The following is a 23,263-nucleotide window of genomic DNA, read 5'->3' as shown; positions in this document are numbered from 1 at the left end:
TGGATCGCTCGCAGGTGCGCCGCAGCCATGTTGTACGCAGGGTGCCTGAGTTCAGTTGGACGTAGATGAATGGAATGAGTATGGGCAGCGGCGCTGCATCACCAACTAAAATTTCAGTTCGACGAGATGGGGTCGAGCGCGTGCGCCTGGAACTGGGTAGGGGAAGTCCGGTTAGAGTCGGTGGGCTCCTCGATATTTGGTGGGCACGTTTGGCCGAACGCCTGAGCGGGGAGACCCGTTTGCCGGCGTTACCTAGTGAGGTGTCGCAGGCGTTGTGCTGGACGCCGAACGTGAGCGACTCGCAGAAATTGAAGATAGAGCGCATCAGGATCTGGCAAAAGGGCGCCAACAGGTTTCAGAAGCAATGGCCGGGCGTCAGGCGGCCGAATCTCGCTTGGCTGACCTGGACCTTCTGTTGGTGCAGCGGCAGGCCCAGATTGAGGAGCTCCAGCAACAGCGTGATGTCTTGAAGCGTGAACGGCACGATGCCCAAGAGAAAAATCAAATTCTCCAATAGGAACTCCACTCGCTACGACTCAAGGCCGAGCAGGAGCGAATCACACAGGAGAACTATTTGCGTGGCGTTGAGGATCGGGCTCACCGCGAGGTTGATCGGGCCCGGGAGGAGGGGAAAGCCGCAGTAAGCCAATCAAAAGTAGCCAGCCGCAGGTGCGACGACTTGCGACGTAGGTTGGAGTCGGCCCAGAGCGAGCTCAGCCAAGCGGAGCAACGTACTGCGGCGCAGTTGGCCCGCGCAGAAACTTTAGAACAACAGTTGATTCAGATACGCCAGCTGCCAGAGATCAAGCGCAAGCCGCGAGTCAGAAAAAACCGACATCAAGCAACCCTAAAGATTAACCGCAGGTGTCAGCTAGCGGCCATTAGCGAACCCTCAAAAGCGACCGCTATCGGCCAAAAGCGGACAATCATGACCGACCGCTTACGGCTAGAAACAGACGTTCATGGACGACTGCTTTTTCGATCCATAGCTGCCGGTCAGTTGCAATGGCAAGGCGTTGACGATGCTGGTCGATGAGTTGTGCCAGGCGGTGTTACAACTAACCTGCCGCCTCTTGGGCACAAGGTCATCTAATGCCGGACCGTGTTTCAGTCAGCATATTGATCAACGCTCTCAGGCCGGATGGTACATGGCGATTCGCCGAGTAATAGAGGCACAGCCCCGGATACGCGGGACACCACTCTTCCAGAACTCGTTTGAGTCGTCCGTCCTTGAGCGCATTGGCTGCAAGATGGTCGGGCACAAAGGCGATGCCGACTCCATCGATTGCTGCCTCCACCATCAGCGGCTGATCAGTCAATGTGAGAGGGCCGGGAGCATTGATCCTTTCGACAGCGCCATGGCGCTCAAACTCCCATCGGTAGATTGCACCACTTTCAAACCGGAAGCGGATGCAATGATGGTCATACAGATCTTGCGGCACCCTTGGATATCCGCGTTGCTCGAAGTACTCGGGCGACGCCACTGCCGCAAAGCGGACCTCTCCCATGACTGGGATGGCCACCATATCTTTGGGTACGGCTTCCGCTAATCGGATGCCCGCATCAAAACCATCTGCAACGATATCGCTCAGCTTGCCATCACTGAATATGTCGAGATGGACGCGAGGATACTCGCGCAAAAAGCGCGCAAGCACTGGCCACAGTACCAACCGGATGGCGCCCTCACTGGCATTGATTCGCACCGTTCCGCTGGGGGCGTGGTCAATGCCCTCCAACTCCCGAACGGCTTCTTCAACTGAGGCCATTGCCGGTCTTAGTTTTATGGCTAGGCGCTCTCCCGCCTCGGTCAAGGAGACGCTTCGAGTCGTCCGGTTGAAAAGGCGGACGTTCAACCGTTGTTCGAGAGCCTTGATCGAGTGGCTGATCGCCGAGGGCGTCATGTCGAGGTCGATTGCGGCGCTGCGGAAACTTCGGTGGGCTGCGACCGCCAAGAACGCGGCAAAAGCCGACAGGTCATTACCCTTGGATTGGTGAATTACTTTCATCATGGAATCAAATATTGACCAGATTGTTGCGACAGTCAATGAGCCATAGACTCGAATGAAGCTGCAGCATCGCGGGACCAAAATGGCCTGTGTCGCTCTCAGAGCATCTCGTCCGCAGCCCTAACAGCAATGACCACCTGATCGAAAGGAACATGCGATGAAGATGAAGGCAGTTGTGATGACTGGCGCGAACAAGCCTTGGGAGGTTCATGAGGTTCCCATGCCCAAGGCAGAGCCAGGGCTGGTCCTGGTGAAAGTTCACGCCTCCGGCATGTGCTACACGGACGTGTGGGCAACTCAGGGGGCTGGCGGTGACATTTATCCCCAGACCCCGGGTCACGAAGTAGTCGGTGAAATCGTCGAAGTCGGTGCGGGCGTCCACACGCGCAAGGTTGGAGACCGAGTGGGCACCACTTGGGTACAGTCCTCGTGCGGTCGATGCCCGTACTGCCGCCAGAACCGCCCGTTGACCGGCCAGACGGCCATGAACTGCGTTTCGCCCAGAACGACCGGTTTCGCGTCGCAGGGCGGGCACGCGGAGTACATCGCAATTTCTGCGGAAGGCACCGTATTGTTGCCCGATGGGCTGTCCTACACGGACGCCGCGCCAATGATGTGCGCGGGCTATACAACCTGGAGCGGCCTGCGCGACGCGGAGCCGAAACCTGGTGACAGAGTCGCGGTGCTGGGTATCGGCGGGTTGGGCCATGTCGCCTTGCAGTTCTCAAAGGCGTGCGGATTCGAGACCATCGCGATCACGCATTCCCCAGACAAGCACAAGCTTGCGACCAACCTGGGTGCCGACCACGTCGTCACCAATGCCGAGGAGCTCTTGGCAGTCGGTGGTGCCGATGTGCTGCTGATCACCACCAACGACTTCGAAACCGCCGAAAAGGCGCTCGCGGGAGTCAATCCTGACGGTCGTATCGTCCTTTGCGGACTCGACTTCAGCAAGCCGTTCTCGATTCCGTCCGACGGCAAGCCATTCCATATGATGCGCCAACGGGTGGTTGGCTCCACGCATGGCGGACAGCAATATCTCGCCGAAATTCTCGACTTGGCCGCGAAGGGTAAGGTCAAGCCCATTGTCGAAACCTTTTCGCTTGACCAGGCAACGGAGGCTTATGAACGTCTGTCCTCCGGGAAGATGCGATTCCGTGGTGTGTTCCTGCCTCACGGCGGAAATTGATACGCAGAGCGGTTCCGGCGACCGCGCGGTCGCCGGAACCGCGTTAATTATGAAACGTGGGGACTGAAAAATGGCGGCGGGTAGGTCATCGGTAATGCGCAAACGAACGCCCCCTCAACATCGCCATGCTGAAAGCCTGCGACGTGGCATTGATATCGGTCGAATATCGGCTTGTGGTAACGACGCCTGATTTATTGCTCAGAAAATAAATCAGCCCCCTTTTCTATGCCCGCGCTCCGCAGCTAATCCTGATCGTGCGCCTAAGATAGGACCGAAGTGGCTTGGTGACAAAACGCCACGTCGGGTTGAGTCGTGGCAAGTCGCTTGGATCAGTGCGTAGCAAATGGTGATAGGTCTATTTTCTCCTAGCTAGACGTCCGCTTCTGGCCGAAAGCTGCCGCTCACGGAATGCCGCTTTTGGCCGATTGCCGTCATCCACGAGCATCGATTTTCGAGCAACCTATAAGTTGCTCTCGATAAAAAGTGGTCGCAGGGCTTTTGCTTACCTGATATAGCGCGCATTGGCGCTTGGTATCTTCGTTAGCGATACCTCCCAACGACGCATGCGATTGGCGCATGGGTACACAGCTCGATAAGGTCATGGTTCGTTTTTGATCATGCCCGTAACTCGGAGCAGACAAGCCGCTACCAGCGCCAACGGAACCCACATGCGATATCGACGCCTCGACCTTAATCTCTTGGTTGCGCTGGACGCCTTACTGAGCGAATGCAGCGTCAGCAGAGCGGCCGAGCGTTTGTGCCTGGGGCAGTCAGCTGCCAGCTCGGCATTGGGCCGCTTACGTGAACATTTCAATGATCCGTTGCTGGTGCAAGTGGGGCGCCGCCTGGAACCCACGGCGCTGGGCCTGGAGTTGCTGCCAAAAGTGCGTGCAGCGTTGGCGCTGACACGGGAAGTCGTCGACGCGCCACTAAGTTTTGATCCGGCGAACTGTGACCGGCACATCACCCTCGTAGCCTCCGATTACGTGGCCGACGTGCTGCTTCCGGCGGTCAGCCGTGTTTTGGCGCGTGTCGCTCCGAATATTCGCTTGAGCCTGCGCGACATGCCGGTGCCACGCGACGGTGATGTCGTCAGCGAAGCGCTGGATTATCGGCGCAGCGATTGTGTGGTCGTGCCGCAACGAACGCTGAATCCGGCCTATCCCCATATGCCGCTCATGACTGACCAGCTCTGTTGTATTGTCTGCGCCCAACAGCCACAGTTTGCCGAGCAACTGTGCATGGCTGACTATCGCGCGGCAGCGCATGTGGTGCGCGAGTTTGCCGACGGGCACAACTTGGCGATGGATGCCATGCACCTGCATGAACTCGGCATTGAACGGCAAGTGGCGGTGACCGTTGAAAGCTTTGTGCTGATGCCGGAGTACATCGTTGGCACTGCGCGTATTGCCACGATGTTTCAACGACAGGCTCAGCGCTTCGCCCAGCGATATCCATTGCGCGTCCATCCAGCACCGCTGGCGTTCCCCGAGGCTGTTCAAGTCTTGCAATGGCATCCCTATCAAGAGCATGACCCGGCCATGCAATGGTTTCGCGGCCTGCTTCTGGAACAGGCCGCGTTACTCGATCAACCCTCTGCCTGATCGCCGTTGTCGGCGACCAATCCGGCCTTGGCGATGGCCAGCAATGCGCAGCGCTCGTCGTTGTCTGAGGTATCGCCACTGATGCCGATGGCCCCGAGCACCACGCCCTCGGCATTCCGGATCAACACCCCGCCCGCCACGGGAATCACCTCGCCGCCGGTCAAACTGTTGATCGCGTCGAAAAACGTCGGCATTGCCTGCGCGCGTCGCGCCAGTTCACGGCCTCCAAAACCCATACCCAAGCAGCCACGCGCCTTGCCGTTGGCGATTTTCGTGCGCAGGAAAGTGGCGTGTTCGTCGCGCAGAACCGCCAATGGATGGCCGGCGGCATCCAGTACCGCGACGCCCAGAGGTTTGATCCCGGTTTCCCGAGCAAAGTGGATGGCGGCGCTCGCTATGTTCGTGGCAGTGAGCAGATCCAGTCGTTGCATGGTTTGGGTCCTCATACGGCCCATTTACCCAATTGAGCAACGCGGTCGCGGGTGTAAAGATCCGTCCATTTCAGTGAGTTGAAATCGGACACCTGCTTGGGGTTGTAGGGGCTGCGATCCATACGTACCGGTTGGCCGGCCTTGTAAACGGCCTTCAGGCGCGAACGATCTTGAAGGATGCGGATGTCATCCAGCGGTGAACCGTCGAGCACGAGGAAGTCTGCCTGCTTGCCCACTTGCAGGGTGCCGAGGGTTTCACCGCGCGGCATGCAGCGCGCACCGACAGCCGTCGCGGCGTATAGAGCTTCTGCTGTTGTGAAGCCGAGGCGTGTCACCAGCAGTTCCAGCTCACGGGCATGCCATTCGCCATAGGGCGTCACCGCAAAACCGCTATCACTGCCGCAGGCAAACGGTACGCCGGCCGCTTTGGCGCGTTTGAGTACCGCAGAACCGACCTCCAGTGTGCGAGCACAATAACCGGCATAACCGGTGCTGATGGCCGGATCATGGGGCTGGCAGAAATCCACGGTGTTTTGCGGGAACGTCATGGTCGGGGCAAGGATGCTGCCGGCCTCAAGCAGCGCTTCGATGCACGCGTCGTCCATGTAAAAGGCATGAAAGACCAGATCAACGCCCGCGCGCGCCGCGTACATCACGGCTTCGCGACCGTAGGCATGCGTGGCGACCTTGCAGCCGAGACGATGTGCTTCCTCGACCATTTCGAAGGTTTCGTCGGCAGTGAAGGCCGCAATGATTTCGCCGTTGGGGCGGCGGTGCGTGCCGTCCATGGCGATCTTGATCAGGTCAACGCCATCCTTGGCCTGCTTGCGGATCTCCGCGAGGGCGTCGCTTCGGCTGGTGACCAACTGCGCGGTGAAGTACTCCGGAGCGCCGACCCGACTCGGGAACCAGTCATTCAGACTCTGCCGATTGGTGATGACGCGGCTGCTGGCCGCGATCCTCGGGCCTTTGAACAAACCAGCGGTCACCGCATTGCGCACGGCGATGCTGAGCTGGCCGCTGTCGCCGGGGCAGACCATGCTGGTGACGCCGGCGGCCAGCACGTGTTGCGCGAAGAACATCCCGCGCAACGCGCGAAATTCGTCGCTGGTCCATAGATCAATGTCTTCTTCGCTTTGCGCGTTGCCGAAGGCCAGATGCGTGTGCACATCCACCAGCCCCGGCATCACGAAATCATCCCCCGCATCCACCTGTGTATCGCCTGGCTGGGGAGCGGGTGCCAACGCGGTAGCGCCGACGTAACTGAGCAGGCCGTTTTCGACGATCAATGTCTGTTGTTGGCGGGTCTCCAGTCCAGTGCCGTCGAACAGGGTCTGGCATTTCAGGTGCAGGGCAGTCATGGCGTCTTCGCTTTGTGATTGTTCTGCAAAGAGAGGCTAGAGAGCAGGCGAGGGGACGACCAGCAGATTGCATCGATGGCTGCGTATTGACGGCGTCAATAGGTGCGCCAGCGCTTGAATCCGTTAATGCAAAACGCCGGAAAATCGAAAGATTATCCGGCGTTTTTTTTTGCGTGTTTTTTCAGTGGATCAAGCGGTGCGACCGCCCAGGGTTTCGGCGATCCAGTCGGCAATGTAATGCCCGGCATTGATGCTGTTGTCGAAGCTCGAATGCTGCACGCCACCTTCACGTTCGGTGAAGATTTTCAGTTCACATTTTGGACTGTTGACCAGTTGTTCGTAGGTGCGATGCGCCCACTTCAACGGAATCTGCGAATCCTGCTCGCCGTGGGTCACGAGGAACGGCACCTTGATCCGGTCGAGCACGCCGTCAAGGTGGACGTTTTCGGCGATGGTCATGAACTCTTCGACGTTCTTGGCCCCCCACACCCAGCAGACATGCGCCCAGTAGTGCGGCACCGGGAAGCTGCCTTCCTTTTCCAGTCGACGCTTTTGCACATCACGCCAGTCGTGGTTGGCGCCCCATACGACGCCACAGGCGAAGCGCGGTTCGAATGCGACCGCGCGCGGGCAGTAATACCCTCCAAGGGAGACACCTTCGAGCCCGATACGTTTGGCATCGATGTCGCTTCGGGTTTCCAGCCAATCCACCACGCGACTGGCCCAGTGCTCACTGTCAAATCGTGCGGTCAGGCCGTGCAGGCGCAGCGCTTCGCCGGTGCCGGGCTGGTCGATGATCAGCGAAGAGATGCCGCGTTTCGCCAGCCAGGCTGGCAGGCCCACGCGGTATTTCATTTCTTTGGTCGAGTCCAGACCGTTGACCTGCACCAGAATCGGCGCCGGCCCATCGACGCCTTCGGCGCGCACCAGCAAGCCGGAAAGGTGTTTGCCCTCATACGGGATTTCCACCCGTTCACAGTTTTCACGCGACAGTTCGATGCCGCGCTTGAAGGTTTGCAGGAAGCGTTGATAGAGCTCGGTACGGCCCGGCGCGCCGTGGGCTTGCAGGCGCTCGCAGGTCAAATAATAGGTGGCGGCGCGGTTGTATTTTTCGCCAGCCGAGAGCATCCGGCCATTGCCTTCGTCTTCCTCGGCCAGACCGCAGAGCTTGTCGGCCATTTTCGCCCAGGTTTCGCGAAAGGCGCGGGTGCCGGCCGCGTCTGGCTGTTTCGCAGCCTCTTGCAGCGGGGCGCACATCGCTTCGATTTCACCCATGCGGGCGCCCATTTCAATGGCCAGGTCGACAGAGAGATTCCAAACGTAGTTGGTCGGGAAATAGCGAAACATGATTATTGTTGTCCTTATGGTTGCCGTGGCATTCCCAAGGCACGTTAAGGATCACCCGGTTAATTGGCCAATCGTGACGGCGGATACGAGGTATCGCGCGATACGATAGGCACGTGTTGCAGCTGCTGGATGGATTCGCTGATGCGTTCGCGCAGCCAGCGGTGCATCGGGTCGCCGTCGACGCTGCGGTGCCACAACATGTACTCGCGCATGACCGGGATTTTCACCGGCGGCGGCAGGATGCGCAGTGGCAGATAGTGCGCGTAGAGGTTCGCCAGACGTTGGTGCATCGTGGCGATGCGCTGCGTGCCGACGATCAATTGCGGCAAGGTATTGAAGTCGCTGGTGATCACTTCAATGCGCCGATTGAAGCCGTATTGATTCATGAACCATTCTTCAATGCTCATGTGCCGAGTACGGCCGAAGCCTACCGAGACATGGCCCATCTCCATGTACTGCTCAAGGGTCAGGCTGTCGCCAACCTGCGTATTGCCTTGCCACACCACGCACACGTGCTCTTCTTCGAACAGCAGGTGCGAAGGGTGGCCATCAATGATGTAGCGCTCGGGGACAATCATCAGGTCGACCTCGCCACGTACCAGCAACTCGCCGGAGTTGTCGCTGGGGCCAAGCATTTCGAACGTGATATTGGGCGCTTCCTGATGAATGTTCTGGATCACCTGGGCGAACAGCACGCTGATCAGATAATCCGAGGTCACCAAACGAAAATGTCGCTTGCTGGTCGCCGGATCGAACACCGGTTTGGCGGTAATCGAGGACTGAATCGTTAGCAGTACTTCACGCACCGGTTTCGCCAGTTCCGTGGCATAGGGTGTGGGCTGCATCCGGCGTCCCACCTGGACCAGCAGCTCATCCTCGAAGTAGGTGCGCAAACGCGCGAGCACGCCGCTGGTGGCGGATTGGGTCATGTGCAGGCGTTCGGCAGCGCGGGTGATGTTCTGCTCTTCGAGCAACACATCGAGCGCGACCAGCAGGTTCAGATCCAAATGGTTGAAACGCATGGGCAGGTCCGTTCTTGTATTTATTTTCGCAATACATTCGAACGAATCCATCGACACGTCAACCTTCGTCGCAGGTATCGCGTTTGCCGATAGGTCGCATCCCGACTTGCGATTAGTCAGCTGTCAGCCCTTGCGCCAATCTTCGCCGCAGTCGGCCCTGCTGCCGACACCACCACCGGTTTCCAGTCAGGCCTGGCGCGCTGCAAGGCGTCCATGGCGACAGTCTCCGGATCATAATTTCAATGGAGTGGTAAGCCATGAACATCATTGGCCTTGATGCCCTGATTTTTGGCGTCGATGACATTCAAGCCTGCACCGATTGCCTGCGCGATTACGGCCTCGCGCCGGTTGGCGTTGACGGCGAGGGCGGGCGTTTCGAAGCGCTGGACGGCACCGCCGTGATTATCCGCCGAGCCGACGATCCTGACTTGCCGGCGGCGATAGGCCCGGCGCCGTCGATTCGCGAGACGGTCTACGGGGTCGCTGCGATCAGCGATCTGGATGCCATCGAAGATGAGCTGGCCCGTGATCGCATCGTCCGTCGTGATCAGCACGGCGTGCTGCACAGCGTTGACGACATGGGTTTCGCCATCGCTTTTCAAGTCAGCGTACGCAAGCCTTACAGCGCTCCGAATGACCTGACCAACGCCGCCGGCCATGCGCCACAGCGGCCGCTTAACCAGCCCGGCATTACCCTCGATATGGGCGCTGTTCCGCGCACTTTGTCGCACGTGGTGTATTTCGTACCCGATGCAGCGAAAGCAGAAGCGTTCTACGCCGAGCGTCTGGGTTTTCGCACCACCGACACCTTCATTGGCGCCGGGCCGTTCATGCGCCCGGCCGGTTCTGACGATCACCATTGCCTGTTCATGATCCAGACCCCACCGCACATGAAGGGCTGCGAACACTTCACCTTCCACATGGGCAGTGGCACCGAAGTGCTGCTGGCCGGGACGAGATTCGAGCAAAAGGGTTGGACCAGTTTCTGGGGCCCGGGCCGTCACCTGTTTGGCTCCAACTGGTTCTGGTACTTCAACAGTCCGCTGGGCTGCCACATCGAATACGACGCCGACATGGACAAGCACGATGACGCCTGGGAGGCCCGTCGCGCGCCGCTGTCGGCGGATAACTCGCAGCTGTTCCTGTTCAGCGCCAAAGAAAAATGGGCCCCCGGTGGCCCGCCGCCAAAACTCGGCTGAGGGCCGCGCTGATCATGAGCGGTATTGCGCAGCCATTGTGTCGGCTAGACGAACTGGAGGAGGGCCGGGCGCGCGGATTCGATCCGTTGGCGCAGGGCCGCGACAGCGTGTTCGTTCTGCGTCACGACAATCAGGTGCGGGTCTATCGCAACCGTTGTCCGCATCTGGACGTGCGTCTGGAGTATCGCAAGGACCGCTTCCTGTCCGCCGATGGCCAGTTGATCGTCTGTTACGCCCACGGCGCGCAATTTCTGCCGGCGACGGGCAAGTGCATCTACGGCCCGTGCCTGGGCCAGAGGCTGGAGGCGCTGCCGTTCTGCGAGAAGGATGGCTGGCTGCTGTTACGAATGCCTGAAGAGTTGCCGCAGCCGGGATAAGTCGAGGTATCGCGTATGGCGATACATCGCATCCTTACTCGCGATTAGTCAAATCCCTGCTTTGCCGGGAAGCTTCATCCAACGATGCCGTGCCCGACGCAGCATCGATCACAAGAATAAAAAGAGAGAACACCATGAGTGCAGTGAACAACGTTCTGATCGTGGGCGGTGGTATCGGCGGCTTGTGTGCGGCCATCGCCTTGCGGCGTAAAGGTATCGAGGTCGACCTGATCGAGCTCAAGTCCGAATGGACAGTCTACGGCGTCGGGATTATTCAGCAGAGCAACGTCGTCCGTGAGATGGCCAAGCTGGACGTTCTCGACGGCTATCTCGATGCCGCTTATGCCTTCGAAGACGTCGCCATCTATGGCCCGGGCGGGCAACAACTGGCGCGCATTCCGGGTCAGCGCCTCGCCGGCCCGCAATACCCTGCCAACGTCGGCATTTCCCGCCTGGCGCTGCACAAAGTCCTCAGCGAAACCGCTCTGCAACTCGGCGCCAACGTGCGTTTGGGCTTGAGCGTGGAAACGCTGAACGACGATGGCACAGAGGTCGACGTGTTGTTCACCGACGGCAGTCGCGGCCGCTACGACCTGGTGGTCGGTGCCGACGGTCTGTTCTCGAAAGTGCGTAGCCTAGTCTTTGGCGATGCCTACACCCCGCGTTTCACTGGCCAATCAGTGTGGCGCTACAACTTTCCCCGCGCGCCTCAGATCGATCATCTGGCCAACTATCAAAGCGCCGACGGCAACGCCGGGCTGGTGCCGTTGGCCGGCAACTTGATGTACCTGTTTCTGACGTCCCACGAGCCGTCCAATCCGTGGATGGATCCTGCCGATCTGGCTGCGGAAATGCGCCAGCGCCTGCAGGGTTTTACCGGGCTGATCGGCGAGCTGCGCGAGCAAATCACCGACAACAGCCTGGTCGTCTACAAGCCGATGGAAGTGGTGTTCGTCGATGAGCCGTGGCATCGCGGACGCGTCCTGCTGATCGGCGATGCGGCCCACGCCACCACGCCGCACCTCGGTCAAGGCGCCGGCATGGCCATCGAAGACGCGATTGTGCTCAGCGAAGAACTCACTCGCGAGCAGTCCGCCTCCAGCAGCGTCGAACAGCAGCTGCAGCGCTTCATGGCGCGGCGTTTCGAGCGTTGCAAATACATCAGCGAAAGCTCGGTGCTGGCCGGCGACAAGGAAATGCAACACGACCGCGACTTCGATCGCATCGGTCTGGTCAAGCAAATGCTCGCGCGCACCGCCGAGCCGATCTAAGTCCCACCTGCGACGCATCCACAGCAGTTACCACTATAAAAACAAGAGGTTAACGCGATGGTTAGTTCTACGACTGCGGCGCTCGCGCGTCGCCCGGTCTGCTCGTCTGCACCCTTTGGTTTGAGCGTCGCTGCGCTGCTGGTGCTGTGCAGCCAGGCCGCTCACGCTTTCGACATCGATACCGGCAACCCGGATTTCAAGCTGCGTTGGGACAACACGGTCAAGTACAGCGCTGCCTGGCGCACGCAGAGTCCGAGCAGCAAGTTGACCGAGGGTCAGGTGGCGCTCAATCAGGACGATGGCGATCGTGCGTTCAAAAAAGGCCTGATCTCCAATCGCACCGACATCCTCTCGGAGCTGGATCTGTCGTTTCAGGACTTCGGCGCACGTTTGAGCGGTGCAGCGTGGTACGACAGCGAGTACCAGGGCAACAACGACAATAACGATCCGAGCCGCGCCAACGCGCGTTCGGTGGGCTACGACGAGTTCACCGATGACACCCGTCATTTGCACGGTGGTGACGGCGAAATCCTCGACGCCTTTGTCTACTGGAACGGTGAACTGGCCGACCGTGCAACGTCAGTGCGTGCCGGCCGTCATGGCCTGATCTGGGGGGAAAGCCTGTTCTTCGGCGCCAACGGCATTGCCGGTGGCATGGCCCCGGTTGATGTGGTCAAGGCGCAGTCGGTGCCCAATACGCAGTTCAAGGAAATCACCCGTCCGGTCAATCAACTGTCTGGCACCTTCCAACTGACTGACGACGTCTCGCTCGGGGCGTATTACCAACTTGAATGGGAAGAAACCCGACTGCCCGCCGCCGGCAGCTATTTCTCCACCAGCGACACCATTGGCGAAGGCAATGAGCGTCTGATCGTCGGTGCACCGTTTCCGGCATTCCTCGGCGGCAACTCGGCCAGTCCCGCCGCGTTTTTTCACGGTAATGACAAGGAAGCGCGCAGTTCGGGGCAGGGCGGTCTGCAACTGAAATACAGCGCTGAGACCGTCGAATACGGCCTCTACGCCATTCAGTACCACGACAAGACACCCAAGCTGTATCTGAAACCGTCAACGGCGGCGCCGGACTTCAGCACCGGACAGATCGGCGAGTACTACTGGGTTTACCCCGAAGATATTCGCGCGCTGGGTGCGAGTTTTTCCACCACCGTGGACGAGTACAGCTTCGCCGGTGAAGCGTCGATGCGCTGGAACATGCCGCTGGTTTCGAACGGTCAGACCGTGCTGCCCGGCGTCATCGCAGACAACGATGATGACGCGTTGTACGCCGTGGGTCGCACCGCTCACGTCAACTTGAACGTGTTGGCATCGTTTGGCCCCAACTTCATCGCCCGCGAGTCCGGACTGGTTGGCGAAGTGGCGTGGAACCGTTTGCTCAGCGTCACTAAAAATCGCGCCGCGCTGGACCCGAACGCCACCGATGATGGCCTCGGTTTCAAAGTCGTCTACACGCCGACGTACCGCCAGTTCTTCTCCGGCATCGATATCAGCATTCCAGTCGGCGTCAGTTACTTCCCGCTGGGCAAATCAGCGGTGGTCAGTTCGTTCGGCCCGGACAACGGTGGCGACATCAACATCGGCATCACCGCCACATACCTCGATCGCGTCACGGCCGGCCTGACCTACACGCATTACTACGGCGCCGAGGACACCAACCTCAACGGCCTCAGCCAGTTCAATTACAAGCAATCGCTGAAGGATCGGGATTACCTCGCCTTCTCCGTCAAGACCACGTTTTAAGAGGACTTGCGCATGACTTCTCACCACCACAATCGCTTCCCACGGCTGAAGGCCCTGTGCTTTGCCTTGCTCGGAACGCTGACCGTCCTGAGTCAGGTTGCAACTGCAGCCACCGCAGAAGAGGCGGCCAAACTGTCGAGCAGTCTCACGCCAATGGGTGCCGAACGCGCAGGCAATGCCGACGGCAGCATTCCGGCCTGGCAGGGCGGTTACACCAAGGTCGACCCGGCGTATAAACCGGGCGGCAAACGCAGCGATCCGTTTGCGGCCGACAAGCCGCTGTTCAGCATCACCTCGAAAAACCTGGCGCAATACGCCGCCAAGCTCAGCGATGGCACCAAGGAAATGTTCAAGCGTTTTCCCGAGACCTATCGCATCGATGTCTATCCGACCCGTCGCACGGCCGCCGCACCGCAATGGGTGTATGACAACACTTTGAAAAACGCGACCCGCGCCAAACTGGTCGACAGCAGCGCCGGACCGGTGCCCGAAGGTGCGTTTGGCGGTATTCCATTCCCGATTCCGCATAACGGCGCCGAAGCCATGTGGAACCACATCCTCAATTGGCGCGGCACGTCCCTGGCCATGCACTTTCGTCATTACCTGATGACCGCAGACGGCAAACAGGTGATGACCACCGACGGCCAGGCGATCCAGGATATGCCCTATTACTACCAAGACGGCACGCCGGAAAGTTTCGCCGGTGATTACTGGTTGTTCCGCCTGCTTAACGTCGGCCCGCCATTGCGTGCCGGTGAGCAAATCATGGGGCGCACCAATATTAACGGCGACAAGTCCCAGGCCCACGTCTATCTGACCGGCCAGCGCCGCGTGCGCAAATTGCCGAATGCCTGCTGCGACACACCGACGCCGGCCACCGCCGGGGTGATGTCGTTCGATGAGTTGAGCGTGTTTCAGGGGCGCATCGATCGCTTCGACTGGAAACTGGTCGGCAAGCAGGAAATGTACATCCCTTACAACACCAACAAAGTCCTGACCGCCGGCAAACCGGAAGATTTGTTCCTGGCTCATCACATGAACCCCGATTACGTGCGTTGGGAGCTGCACCGCGTGTGGGTGGTGGACGCCGAACTCGCGCCGGGCAAGCGTCACCAATTGCCGAAAGGCCGCTACTACCTCGACGAAGATACCTGGCAAGCCATGCTCGGCGATCGCTGGGACGCCAACGGCCAACTCGCCAAAACCTTGTGGTCGCTGCCCGCCGTGCTGCCGGATCTGCCAGCGCAAGCGCAGCTGTCTTCGGGGTTCTACGACCTGACCTCCGGCGCCTGGTTTATCCAGAACGTCTACACCGGTCTGCCTGAGCAATACGGCGTGGTCGATCGCTACAAGGCGTCTGAATTCTCGCCGGCGGCGATGGCGGGTGCCGGGGTTCGTTGAATCGGGCCGGATCGCCACACGGTGTGGCGATCCGGTTTCACAGGTGGTTTCGAGGTCGGTATGAACAGAATCTGTCAGGTGCTCGGGCGGTTGTTAGCGTTACTGGCGCTGCCTTGCGTATTACCCGTGAGCCAGGCTCAGGCTGCTGTCGTTGGGGATGTATTGCACACCCCGGCGATGCGAGCGCCGCAGGCCCGGCAAGCCGTGTTGCTTGATCTGGCGCGGGCAGGTGCGCGGTTGGTGGCGGTCGGCGAACGCGGCATCGTCTTGCTCTCCGATGACAACGGTATCAATTGGCGGCAGGCGCAGGTGCCGGTCTCCGTCAGCCTTACGGCGGTGCAGTTTGTCGATGCCAACACGGGCTGGGCGGTCGGTCATGCCGGTGCGGTGCTGGTCTCCCACGACGGCGGCGAAAACTGGGCGTTGCAGCTGGACGGCAACCGCGCTGCGCAACTGGAGTTGCACGCCGCACGCGAGCAACTGCCGACAGCGACTGACCCCGACGCAGCGGCGGCGCGCGTGCAAACCGCCGAACGGATGGTCAGCGAAGGCGCGGACAAACCGTTTCTCAGCCTCAAGTTCACCGATGCGCGTCACGGCGTGATCGTCGGCGCCTACGGCCTCGCGTTTACCACCGAAGACGGCGGCGTGAGCTGGCACTCGCTGATGGGCCAGATCGACAATCCGATGGGCGCGCATCTGTATGCAATCGCGCAACACGGCGAGCGTTGGTTCATCTCCGGCGAGCAAGGTTATGTGGCGCGTTCCGAGGACGGTGGAAAATCTTTCGTCGCGCTCGACAGCCCGTACAGCGGCAGCCTCTTCACCCTGCAAGTGCGCGATGACGGCACGCTGCTGGCGGCAGGACTGAAAGGCAACGCGTTCATTTCCACCGACGACGGCAACAGCTTTCTGCCCGCGCCCGTACCGATGCCGGTGTCCTTCAGTGAAGCGATTCGCACCGCCGACGGCCAGCTGTTGTTGGTCAATCAGGCGGGCGCAATGTTTCGCACCTCGGGTGATGCACCCACCCTTCAGCCTTTCGGCAAACCGCTGGGCAAACCGATTTCCAGTGTCGTGCAGGCCGCCGATGGCAGCCTGGTGCTGTCCGGTTTCACCGGGTTGACGCGGCTTGCATCGCCCACTGCTACAGCTTCGGAGTGAGGTTATGAAACCATTCGACAACGCCACGGCCAGCCTGGCGAGTTTCGACCCGCGCTCCGGCTCGGTCGTGGAACGCACTTTGTTCAATCACCGGTTGTGGGTGTTGCTGGTGTGCCTGGTGACCACGCTCTTCTTGGGCTATCAGGCCACGCGCGTCGAGCTGAACGCCAGTTTCGAAAAGATGATTCCCACGCAACAACCCTACATCGCCAATTATCTGCAACATCAAAAGCAGCTCAGCGGTCTGGGCAACTCCTTGCGCATTGTCGTCGCCAATCGCCAGGGCGATATCTATGACGCTGATTATCTGAAAACCTTGCAGGCTTTGAGCGACAAGCTTTACCTGCTGCCCGGCGTCGACCGTGCCTACATGAAGTCGCTGTGGACCCCGGCAACGCGTTGGGTCGCAGTGACGGAAGACGGCCTGGATGGCGGCCCGGTGATCCCGGATGATTACGCTGGCACACCGGCCAGTCTCGAGGCCTTGCGTCGCAACGTGCAGCGCTCCAACGAGCTCGGTCAACTGGTAGCGTTCGATCAAACCTCGAGCATCATTTACGTACCGTTGCTGGCAACGACTGCTGACGGCCAAGCGCTGAATTACTCGGTGCTGTCGGAGCAACTGGAGGCGTTGCGCAGCGAGTACCAGAACGACAGGATCGACATTCACATCACCGGTTTCGCGAAAAAGGTCGGCGACCTGATTGCCGGGCTCAAGCAGATCCTGTTGTTCTTCGCCGTCGCGATCCTGATCACCACCGCCGTGCTGTTCTGGTACACACGCTGCCTGCGCAGCACCGTGCTGGTGGTGTTCTGCTCGCTGGTGGCGGTGGTCTGGCAACTGGGTCTGTTGCCGTTGCTCGACTATCAGCTGGATCCGTATTCGGTGCTGGTGCCGTTCTTGGTGTTCGCCATCGGCATGAGCCACGGCGCGCAGAAAATGAACGGCATCATGCAGGACATCGGTCGCGGCATGCACCGGGTCGTTGCCGCACGCTTCACTTTTCGACGGCTGTTTCTGGCGGGGCTGACGGCATTGCTTTGCGACGCCGTGGGCTTTGCCGTGCTGATGCTGATCAAGATCCAGGTGATTCAGGATCTGGCCGTGATCGCCAGCATCGGCGTGGCGGTGTTGATTTTCACCAACCTGATTCTGCTGCCGGTGTTGCTGTCCTATGTCGGCGTAACGCCACGTGCGGCGCAATTGAGCCTCAAGAGCGAGCAGAACGATCAGGCCGGCGCGCGGCGTCATGGCTTCTGGCGCTTTCTCGATCTGTTTACCCGACGTCGCTGGGCCAGCCTGTGCATTGCCATCAGCCTGGCGTTGGCGGCATTGGGTTTTGTGGTCAGCCTGCAATTGAAGATCGGTGATCTGGATGCCGGTGCACCGGAGCTGCGTGCTGACTCGCGCTACAACCAGGACGATGCGTTTCTGACCCGGCATTACGGTGCCAGCAGTGATTTGTTCGCGGTGATGGTCAAGACCCCGGCCGGGCAATGTGCGCGTTACGACATCCTTGCCAAGGTCGATGCGCTGGACTGGCAACTGCGCGCGCTGCCGGGGGTGGATTCGACCAACTCGCTGGCCTTGCTCAACCGGCGCATGCTGGTTGGCCTCAGCGAAGGCAGCGCCAAGTGGTACGAGCTGCAGAACAATCAGGCGATGCTCAACATGATCACCGCCAGTGCGCCACGCGGCTTGTACAACGAGGATTGCAGCCTGCTGACGCTGTACGCCTATCTCACCGACCACAAGGCTGAAACGCTGACGCGGCTGGTCGATCATGTCGAGCAATTCGCCGCTGCCAATAACAACGATGATGTGCAGTTCCTGCTGGCAGCGGGCAATGCCGGCATCGAAGCGGCGACCAATATCGTGGTCAAACAGGCCAATCGCGAGATGTTGTTCTGGGTCTACGGCGCGGTGATCGTCCTGTGCCTGATCACCTTCCGTTCGTGGCGCGCCACGCTGTGCGCGGTGATTCCACTGATGGTCACCTCGATCCTCTGCGAAGCATTGATGGTCTGGCTGAACATCGGCGTGAAGGTCGCGACGTTGCCGGTCATTGCGTTGGGGGTCGGCATTGGCGTCGATTATGCGTTGTATGTGATGAGCATTCTGCTCGGCCATCTGCGCCAGGGCGCGAGCCTGTCCGAGGCTTATTACCGCGCACTGGTATCCACCGGCAAAGTGGTGATGCTCACTGGTATCACGCTCGCCATTGGCGTGGCCACGTGGATCTTCTCGCCGATCAAATTCCAGGCTGACATGGGCGTGCTGCTGGCGTTCATGTTCGTCTGGAACATGGTCGGCGCACTGGTGTTGTTGCCAGCGCTGGCGTACTTCCTGCTGCCTGCACGGCGCACGAACACCGACGCAGAAACGCCAGCGGAGGCAGTCGATGTGGCCGTGCCGTCACGAGCTGTGGCGGTAGATATTGTTCAATCGCGTCATCGGGAGACCTGTCATGGCCGTTGAATCCTCATTGGAAAGCAGCGGCCGCCGTGCCGGTTTGTCGCAATCGTTGCTGTTGCTGCTCGGCAGCTGTCTGCCCGTGCTCGGCGCGGTATTGCTCGCACCGGTATTACCGCGCATGCAGGCACATTTTGCCGAGGTCGCGGGCAGCACGGTGCTGGTGCCGATCGTGCTGACCTTACCGGCATTGATGATTGCATTACTGGCACCGTTTGCCGGGGTCATCGCCGATCGGCTCGGGCGCAAACCGCTGTTGTTGGCGAGCATGGCCCTGTACACGCTCTGCGGTGTGTTGCCGCTGTGGCTGGATTCGCTGCCGGCGATTGTCGCCAGCCGCGCCGGGATCGGTCTGGCGGAGGCGGGGATCATGACCTGCTGCACGACGCTGATGGGCGACTACTACAGCGGCGCACGCCGTGAACGCCTGTTTGCACTGCAAATGGTCGCGACGTCGCTGTCTGCTGCGGTTTTTATCGCCTTGGGTGGTTTTCTCGGTCAGGACGACTGGCGCACGCCGTTTGCGCTGTACGCGGTCGGGCTGATCTTCCTGCCGCTGATGGCGTGGAAACTCTGGGAACCGCAACCCCGCGTGCAACCGGCAGCAACATTGCCGGTGCCAGCCCCGCGCGCATTTCCATGGCGGGCACTAACACCCATGTATGCATTGTCGCTGCTCGCGGGCCTGAGCCTGTTCATCGTGCCGGTGCAGGCCGGCTACTTGCTCAACTTGTTGCACGTGGATGCGCCGCAGCAGATCGGCATGACCATGGGCGCCAATCAACTCGGTGTGCTCGTCGGGGCCTTGAGTTTTCGCCTGTTGAGCGGTCTGCGCAGCCAGCATCTGTTGCTGATTGCCTATGGCCTGGCCGGCATCGGCGGCCTGTTGATGGCCGCCGCCGGCAGTCACGCGCAAGTCGTGGTCGCGGTTCTGGTCAACGGTCTGGGCATCGGCCTGATGTTGCCGACGTTGATCACCTGGATCATGGCGCAAGTCGGCTTTGATCAGCGTGGACGAGCGGCGGGGTGCTTCACCGCCGCGATTTTTGCCGGCGAGTTCATCAGCCCGCTGGTGGTACTCGCCATCACTTCCGGGGCTTCCACGGCGTTGCCGCAAGCGTTGGCCATGATCGGTTGGCTGCAACTGGTCGTGGCGCTGTTTTGTCTGTCCGTGCCGAGGCTCGGTGGTCTATTGATCCGCACGAATGTTGGCGGGCACGACTCCATCAGCAACGGCCATTGAACGAGGATTTTCCATGCAAGCGCTTCCCCAATTCAAACGCGTGGTCACCGGTCATGATGCCCATGGCCGCGCGGTCGTCGCCAGTCACGGAGCAACTGCCAACGTCTTCGCACTGCAAGCGGTGCCAGGCACGGTGTTTCATGAAATATGGAACAGCAGCGGCAGTCCGGCACTGCTCGACAATGCTGATGATCCAACCAGCAAACCCTTACAACTGAGCCCCGGCCCGCTGGGCAGTGTGATACGTGTCGTCGACATTCCGCCGGACAGCATGCAGAACCAGGTCAGTGATGCCGCTGCTGCGGCTGCATTTGCCGAGATTGGCCAGGCGCACGCCGGCACCGGTCACGCCAACGCGCGACACAAACTGATGCACCGCACCGAAACCCTCGATTACGGCATCGTCACCGAAGGCGAAGTGTGGCTGGTGCTCGACGAGACAGAAGTCCACCTCAAACGCGGCGACGTGGTGGTTCAGCGCGGCACCCATCACGCGTGGAGCAACCGTACCGAGGCCATGGTGCGCATGGTGTTTATTCTGCTGGACGGGCGTTTCGCCGCTGAATTGCAAGACTGCCCGGGAGAAAAATCATGAAGCTCGCAACCTTGAAAAACGGTAGCCGTGACGGCCAATTGGTGGTGGTTTCGCGTGACATGGCCCGGGCGCTGGACGCCCGTTCGGTAGCGCTGACCTTGCAGCAAGCCATCGAAAACTGGGCTGAAGCCGAGCCGCGTTTGCAAGCCCTGGCGCGTGAGCTTGAAAACCACGATTGCCGCGAGGCCTTTGCCTTCGACCCCGCGCAGGCGATGGCCCCGTTGCCGCGTGCTTATCAATGGTGCGATGGCTCGGCGTTTCTCAGTCACGGTGCACTGATGCAGAAGGCGTTCAACCTCGACCCGATCGAAGGCGCTGACCGTACGCCGTTGATGTATCAGGGCGCCGGTGATGACTTCATCGGCGCACACGATGACATCGAACTGCCGAGCGAAAGCCAGGGCATCGATTTCGAAGGCGAATTTGTCGTGCTGGTCGATGATGTGCCGATGGGCTGTTCGGCGGAAAATGCGTTGCAGCACATCAAGCTGATTCTGCAGATCAATGATGTCAGCCTGCGTGCGCTGGCACCGCGTGAAATGCGCACCGGTTTTGGATTTCTGCAAGCAAAACCGTCCTCCAGTTTTGCCCCGCTGGCGATTACCCCGGATGAACTCGGCGAAGCCTGGCGTGATGGGCGCGTCAATTTGCCCCTGCAAGTGCAATGGAACGGCGAGTGGTTTGGCCAGCCGCACGGCGCGCAGATGAACTTTCATTTTGGCCAACTGATCGCCCACGCCGCGTTAACCCGGCGCTTGCGCGCCGGCACCCTGATCGGTTCCGGCACGGTGTCGAATGCCGAGCGCAACGTCGGCTCGGCGTGCATCGCCGAACGTCGGGCCATCGAGATGATCGAGCACGGCGCGCCGGTGACAGGCTTTATGCGTTTCGGTGATCGCGTGCGCATGGACGTCACCGGCAGCGATGGCCGGTCACTGTTCGGTGCGATCGATCAACGCGTCGTCAAGGCCCACGGCTAAGGAACGCCCATGCGTGTACTGATTACCGGAGCCAATGGCTTTGTCGGTCGCGAACTGCTGCGTTGTCTGCTCGCGCGCGGCAGTTTGCGCGGGCAAGTCATTCGTTCGTTGCTGGTGCTGGACACCGATGTCCAAGGCCTGCCAGTCGATCCGCGCCTGCGTCGGCACAGCGGCAGCGTGACGGATGCGGCGTTGATGCGCCGTGTCTTGGCCGATGGCATTGATGTGGTGTTTCACCTGGTCAGCATTCCCGGCGGAGCAGCGGAGGCGCATTACGAATTGGGTTATCAGGTCAACCTGCTGGCCAGCCTCGAACTGCTTGATCAACTGCGCAACAAGGCGCGACCTCCGGTGTTGGTGTATGCCAGCAGCGTCGCGGTGTACGGCGCTGATCTGCCGGCGAAGATGAACGAGCAGGCTGAACTGCACCCGCAACTGTCGTACGGCACACACAAGGTGATGGTCGAGCGCGCGCTGATCGATCTGGGTCGGCGCGGTGAAGTCGACAGTCGCGCGGTGCGCCTGCCGGGCATTGTCGCGCGCCCACGCGAACCCAACGGGTTGCGCTCGGCCTTCATGAGCGACTTGATGCGTGCCTTTGCCGAGGGCGCTGACTATTGCTGCCCGGTGTCGCCGCAAGCGACGGCGTGGTGGATGTCGGCGCGCTGTTGCGTGAACAACTTGATCCACGCCGCTGAACTGGATGACGTCGCCGCGCAACAGCGGGTCTGGCAACTGCCGGTGCTGCAGTTGTCCATCGCCCAGGTCATCGATGCACTGGCGGCAACTTACGGCGAGCAACGCCGTGCGCTGATCAGTTTCGCCGCTGACCTTGACCTCGAAACCCTGTTCGGGCGCATGCCTCCCTTGAAAACCCCGCAGGCCCGCGCTGCCGGTTTCTGCCATGACGGCAACGTCGCCACGCTTATTCGCAACGCCCTCAATCCAGCCCCTTATCGGCCTCTGCCGTTGAACGGAGATACGCCTTATGTCACAGCCCATCCAGCGTAAACGTCGTCTGGTCGACCTTTCGGTGACCCTCGATAACAACCCGTATACAGACCCGCCGCCGCTGTTGCCGAAAATCGATTACATGGATCACCAGCAAGGCTGGCCGGAGATGGCGGCGATGTTTCCGGGTTTGCAGCTAGAGCAGATGCCCGGCAATGAATCGTGGGCCGCCGAGCGCTTGCAGATCACCACCCACAGCGGCACCCACATGGACGCGCCCTGGCATTACGCCTCGACCACCGATGGCGGCGAGCCGGCGTTTGGCATTGATGAGTTGCCGCTGGACTGGTGTTTGCAGCCGGGGGTCAAACTGGATTTTCGCCATTTGCCTGACGGTCACGTGGTGACGGCAGAAGAGGTCGAAGCGGAGCTGGCACGTATCGAGCACACGTTGCAACCGCTGGATATCGTCCTGGTTAATACACGCGCCGGGGCGTTGTTTGGCCAGCCGGGTTATCTCGATGCCGGCATTGGCATGGGACGCGAAGCGACGATGTATCTGCTGGAACGCGGCGTGCGCGTGGTCGGCACTGATGCGTGGAGCTGGGACGCGCCGTTCAAGTACACCCGTGAACGTTTTGCCGCCAGCGGCGATGCCTCGATCATCTGGGAAGGGCATAAGGCCGGGCGCGATATTGGCTACGGGCAAATGGAAAAACTGGCCAACCTCGCATCCCTGCCAGCGAGCGGCTTCACGGTGTCGTGCTTTCCCTACAAAATCCGGCATGCGTCTGCAGGTTTTGTGCGTGCGGTGGCTATTTTCGAAGAGTGATCGGGCTGTTTGAGACATTCCTTTAACGACAGCAAGAGAACGGCAGGCTTTGAACACAGTGG

General features: G+C 60.2%; 20 protein-coding genes and 1 pseudogene. 15 read left to right on the top strand and 6 right to left on the bottom strand.

Features of this window, described 5'->3' with window-relative positions; translation table 11 throughout:
- Nucleotides 1-65: 65 nt before the first annotated feature.
- Nucleotides 66-281, top strand: a pseudogene (locus ACKUG4_RS02880) (DNA-binding protein); the annotation flags it as partial.
- 74 nt (nucleotides 282-355) lie between these two features.
- On the opposite strand, the gene ACKUG4_RS02875 reads toward ACKUG4_RS02880, so the two are convergent.
- The gene (locus ACKUG4_RS02875; RefSeq protein WP_445433482.1) at nucleotides 356-514 is read right to left on the bottom strand and encodes a hypothetical protein; all 159 of its coding nucleotides are present in this window, start codon (nucleotides 512-514) and stop codon (nucleotides 356-358) included.
- A gap of 571 nt (nucleotides 515-1,085) precedes the next feature.
- On the bottom strand, nucleotides 1,086-2,006 hold the full coding sequence (locus ACKUG4_RS02870) for a LysR family transcriptional regulator (RefSeq protein WP_248482800.1): 921 nt from the start codon (nucleotides 2,004-2,006) through the stop codon (nucleotides 1,086-1,088).
- A 157-nt stretch (nucleotides 2,007-2,163) separates the two neighbouring features.
- Here ACKUG4_RS02870 and ACKUG4_RS02865 point away from each other — a divergent pair, with 157 nt between their 5' ends.
- On the top strand, nucleotides 2,164-3,195 hold the full coding sequence (locus ACKUG4_RS02865) for an alcohol dehydrogenase catalytic domain-containing protein (protein ID WP_445433377.1): 1,032 nt from the start codon (nucleotides 2,164-2,166) through the stop codon (nucleotides 3,193-3,195).
- A 668-nt stretch (nucleotides 3,196-3,863) separates the two neighbouring features.
- A complete protein-coding gene (locus tag ACKUG4_RS02860) occupies nucleotides 3,864-4,799 on the top strand; it encodes a LysR family transcriptional regulator (RefSeq protein ID WP_445433376.1) in 936 nt (311 codons plus the stop codon).
- Here the strand turns inward: ACKUG4_RS02860 and ACKUG4_RS02855 are convergent.
- The 4 genes from ACKUG4_RS02855 to ACKUG4_RS02840 form a co-directional block, all read right to left on the bottom strand.
- Nucleotides 4,784-5,230, bottom strand: coding sequence for a GlcG/HbpS family heme-binding protein (locus ACKUG4_RS02855; protein WP_445433375.1), 447 nt, complete (start codon nucleotides 5,228-5,230; stop codon nucleotides 4,784-4,786). The genes ACKUG4_RS02860 and ACKUG4_RS02855 overlap by 16 nt on opposite strands.
- Before the next feature lie 11 nt (nucleotides 5,231-5,241).
- On the bottom strand, nucleotides 5,242-6,591 hold the full coding sequence (locus tag ACKUG4_RS02850) for a metal-dependent hydrolase family protein (protein ID WP_445433374.1): 1,350 nt from the start codon (nucleotides 6,589-6,591) through the stop codon (nucleotides 5,242-5,244).
- Nucleotides 6,592-6,780: 189 nt separating this feature from the next.
- Nucleotides 6,781-7,938, bottom strand: a complete 1,158-nt coding sequence (locus ACKUG4_RS02845; protein WP_236188010.1) for an alpha/beta hydrolase family protein — start codon at nucleotides 7,936-7,938, stop codon at nucleotides 6,781-6,783.
- A 59-nt stretch (nucleotides 7,939-7,997) separates the two neighbouring features.
- Nucleotides 7,998-8,960, bottom strand: coding sequence for a LysR family transcriptional regulator (locus tag ACKUG4_RS02840; RefSeq protein ID WP_064596621.1), 963 nt, complete (start codon nucleotides 8,958-8,960; stop codon nucleotides 7,998-8,000).
- A gap of 257 nt (nucleotides 8,961-9,217) precedes the next feature.
- On the opposite strand from ACKUG4_RS02840, the gene ACKUG4_RS02835 reads away from it, so the two are divergent.
- From ACKUG4_RS02835 to ACKUG4_RS02780, 12 genes are all read left to right on the top strand, one after another.
- Nucleotides 9,218-10,159 (top strand): VOC family protein, encoded by a 942-nt coding sequence (locus tag ACKUG4_RS02835; RefSeq protein WP_064596619.1) that lies wholly within the window; start codon nucleotides 9,218-9,220, stop codon nucleotides 10,157-10,159.
- A 14-nt stretch (nucleotides 10,160-10,173) separates the two neighbouring features.
- Nucleotides 10,174-10,536, top strand: coding sequence for a Rieske (2Fe-2S) protein (locus ACKUG4_RS02830; RefSeq protein WP_236188018.1), 363 nt, complete (start codon nucleotides 10,174-10,176; stop codon nucleotides 10,534-10,536).
- Between the two features lie 134 nt (nucleotides 10,537-10,670).
- A complete protein-coding gene (locus ACKUG4_RS02825) occupies nucleotides 10,671-11,807 on the top strand; it encodes an FAD-dependent oxidoreductase (protein ID WP_445433373.1) in 1,137 nt (378 codons plus the stop codon).
- Nucleotides 11,808-11,864: 57 nt separating this feature from the next.
- Complete coding sequence (locus ACKUG4_RS02820) at nucleotides 11,865-13,562, top strand: DUF1302 domain-containing protein (protein WP_445433372.1); 1,698 nt, start codon at nucleotides 11,865-11,867, stop codon at nucleotides 13,560-13,562.
- Nucleotides 13,563-13,574: 12 nt separating this feature from the next.
- A complete protein-coding gene (locus tag ACKUG4_RS02815; RefSeq protein WP_236188025.1) occupies nucleotides 13,575-14,963 on the top strand; it encodes a DUF1329 domain-containing protein in 1,389 nt (462 codons plus the stop codon).
- A 60-nt stretch (nucleotides 14,964-15,023) separates the two neighbouring features.
- Nucleotides 15,024-16,127 carry a WD40/YVTN/BNR-like repeat-containing protein gene (locus ACKUG4_RS02810; protein WP_445433371.1) on the top strand — a complete coding sequence of 368 codons (1,104 nt, stop codon included), beginning with the start codon at nucleotides 15,024-15,026 and terminating at the stop codon, nucleotides 16,125-16,127.
- Nucleotides 16,128-16,131: 4 nt separating this feature from the next.
- Nucleotides 16,132-18,606: an efflux RND transporter permease subunit gene (locus ACKUG4_RS02805; RefSeq protein WP_445433370.1), complete on the top strand. Its 2,475-nt coding sequence runs from the start codon at nucleotides 16,132-16,134 to the stop codon at nucleotides 18,604-18,606.
- Nucleotides 18,596-19,843: an MFS transporter gene (locus ACKUG4_RS02800; RefSeq protein ID WP_445433369.1), complete on the top strand. Its 1,248-nt coding sequence runs from the start codon at nucleotides 18,596-18,598 to the stop codon at nucleotides 19,841-19,843. Before ACKUG4_RS02805 ends, ACKUG4_RS02800 begins: the two co-directional genes overlap by 11 nt.
- A 13-nt stretch (nucleotides 19,844-19,856) precedes the next feature.
- Entirely contained in the window at nucleotides 19,857-20,438 is a 582-nt protein-coding gene (locus tag ACKUG4_RS02795) for a cupin domain-containing protein (RefSeq protein WP_445433368.1), read from the top strand.
- The gene (locus ACKUG4_RS02790; RefSeq protein ID WP_064596603.1) at nucleotides 20,435-21,418 is read left to right on the top strand and encodes a fumarylacetoacetate hydrolase family protein; all 984 of its coding nucleotides are present in this window, start codon (nucleotides 20,435-20,437) and stop codon (nucleotides 21,416-21,418) included. The genes ACKUG4_RS02795 and ACKUG4_RS02790 overlap by 4 nt, the downstream gene beginning before the upstream one ends.
- 9 nt (nucleotides 21,419-21,427) lie before the next feature.
- Nucleotides 21,428-22,429: an NAD-dependent epimerase/dehydratase family protein gene (locus ACKUG4_RS02785; protein WP_445433367.1), complete on the top strand. Its 1,002-nt coding sequence runs from the start codon at nucleotides 21,428-21,430 to the stop codon at nucleotides 22,427-22,429.
- Nucleotides 22,407-23,201, top strand: coding sequence for a cyclase family protein (locus tag ACKUG4_RS02780; RefSeq protein WP_236188040.1), 795 nt, complete (start codon nucleotides 22,407-22,409; stop codon nucleotides 23,199-23,201). Before ACKUG4_RS02785 ends, ACKUG4_RS02780 begins: the two co-directional genes overlap by 23 nt.
- Nucleotides 23,202-23,263 lie beyond the last annotated feature (62 nt).

Source organism: Candidatus Pseudomonas auctus (assembly GCF_048654275.1).
Lineage (GTDB): Bacteria > Pseudomonadota > Gammaproteobacteria > Pseudomonadales > Pseudomonadaceae > Aquipseudomonas > Aquipseudomonas pharyngis.
This window is presented reverse-complemented; position numbering and strand designations above follow the sequence as displayed.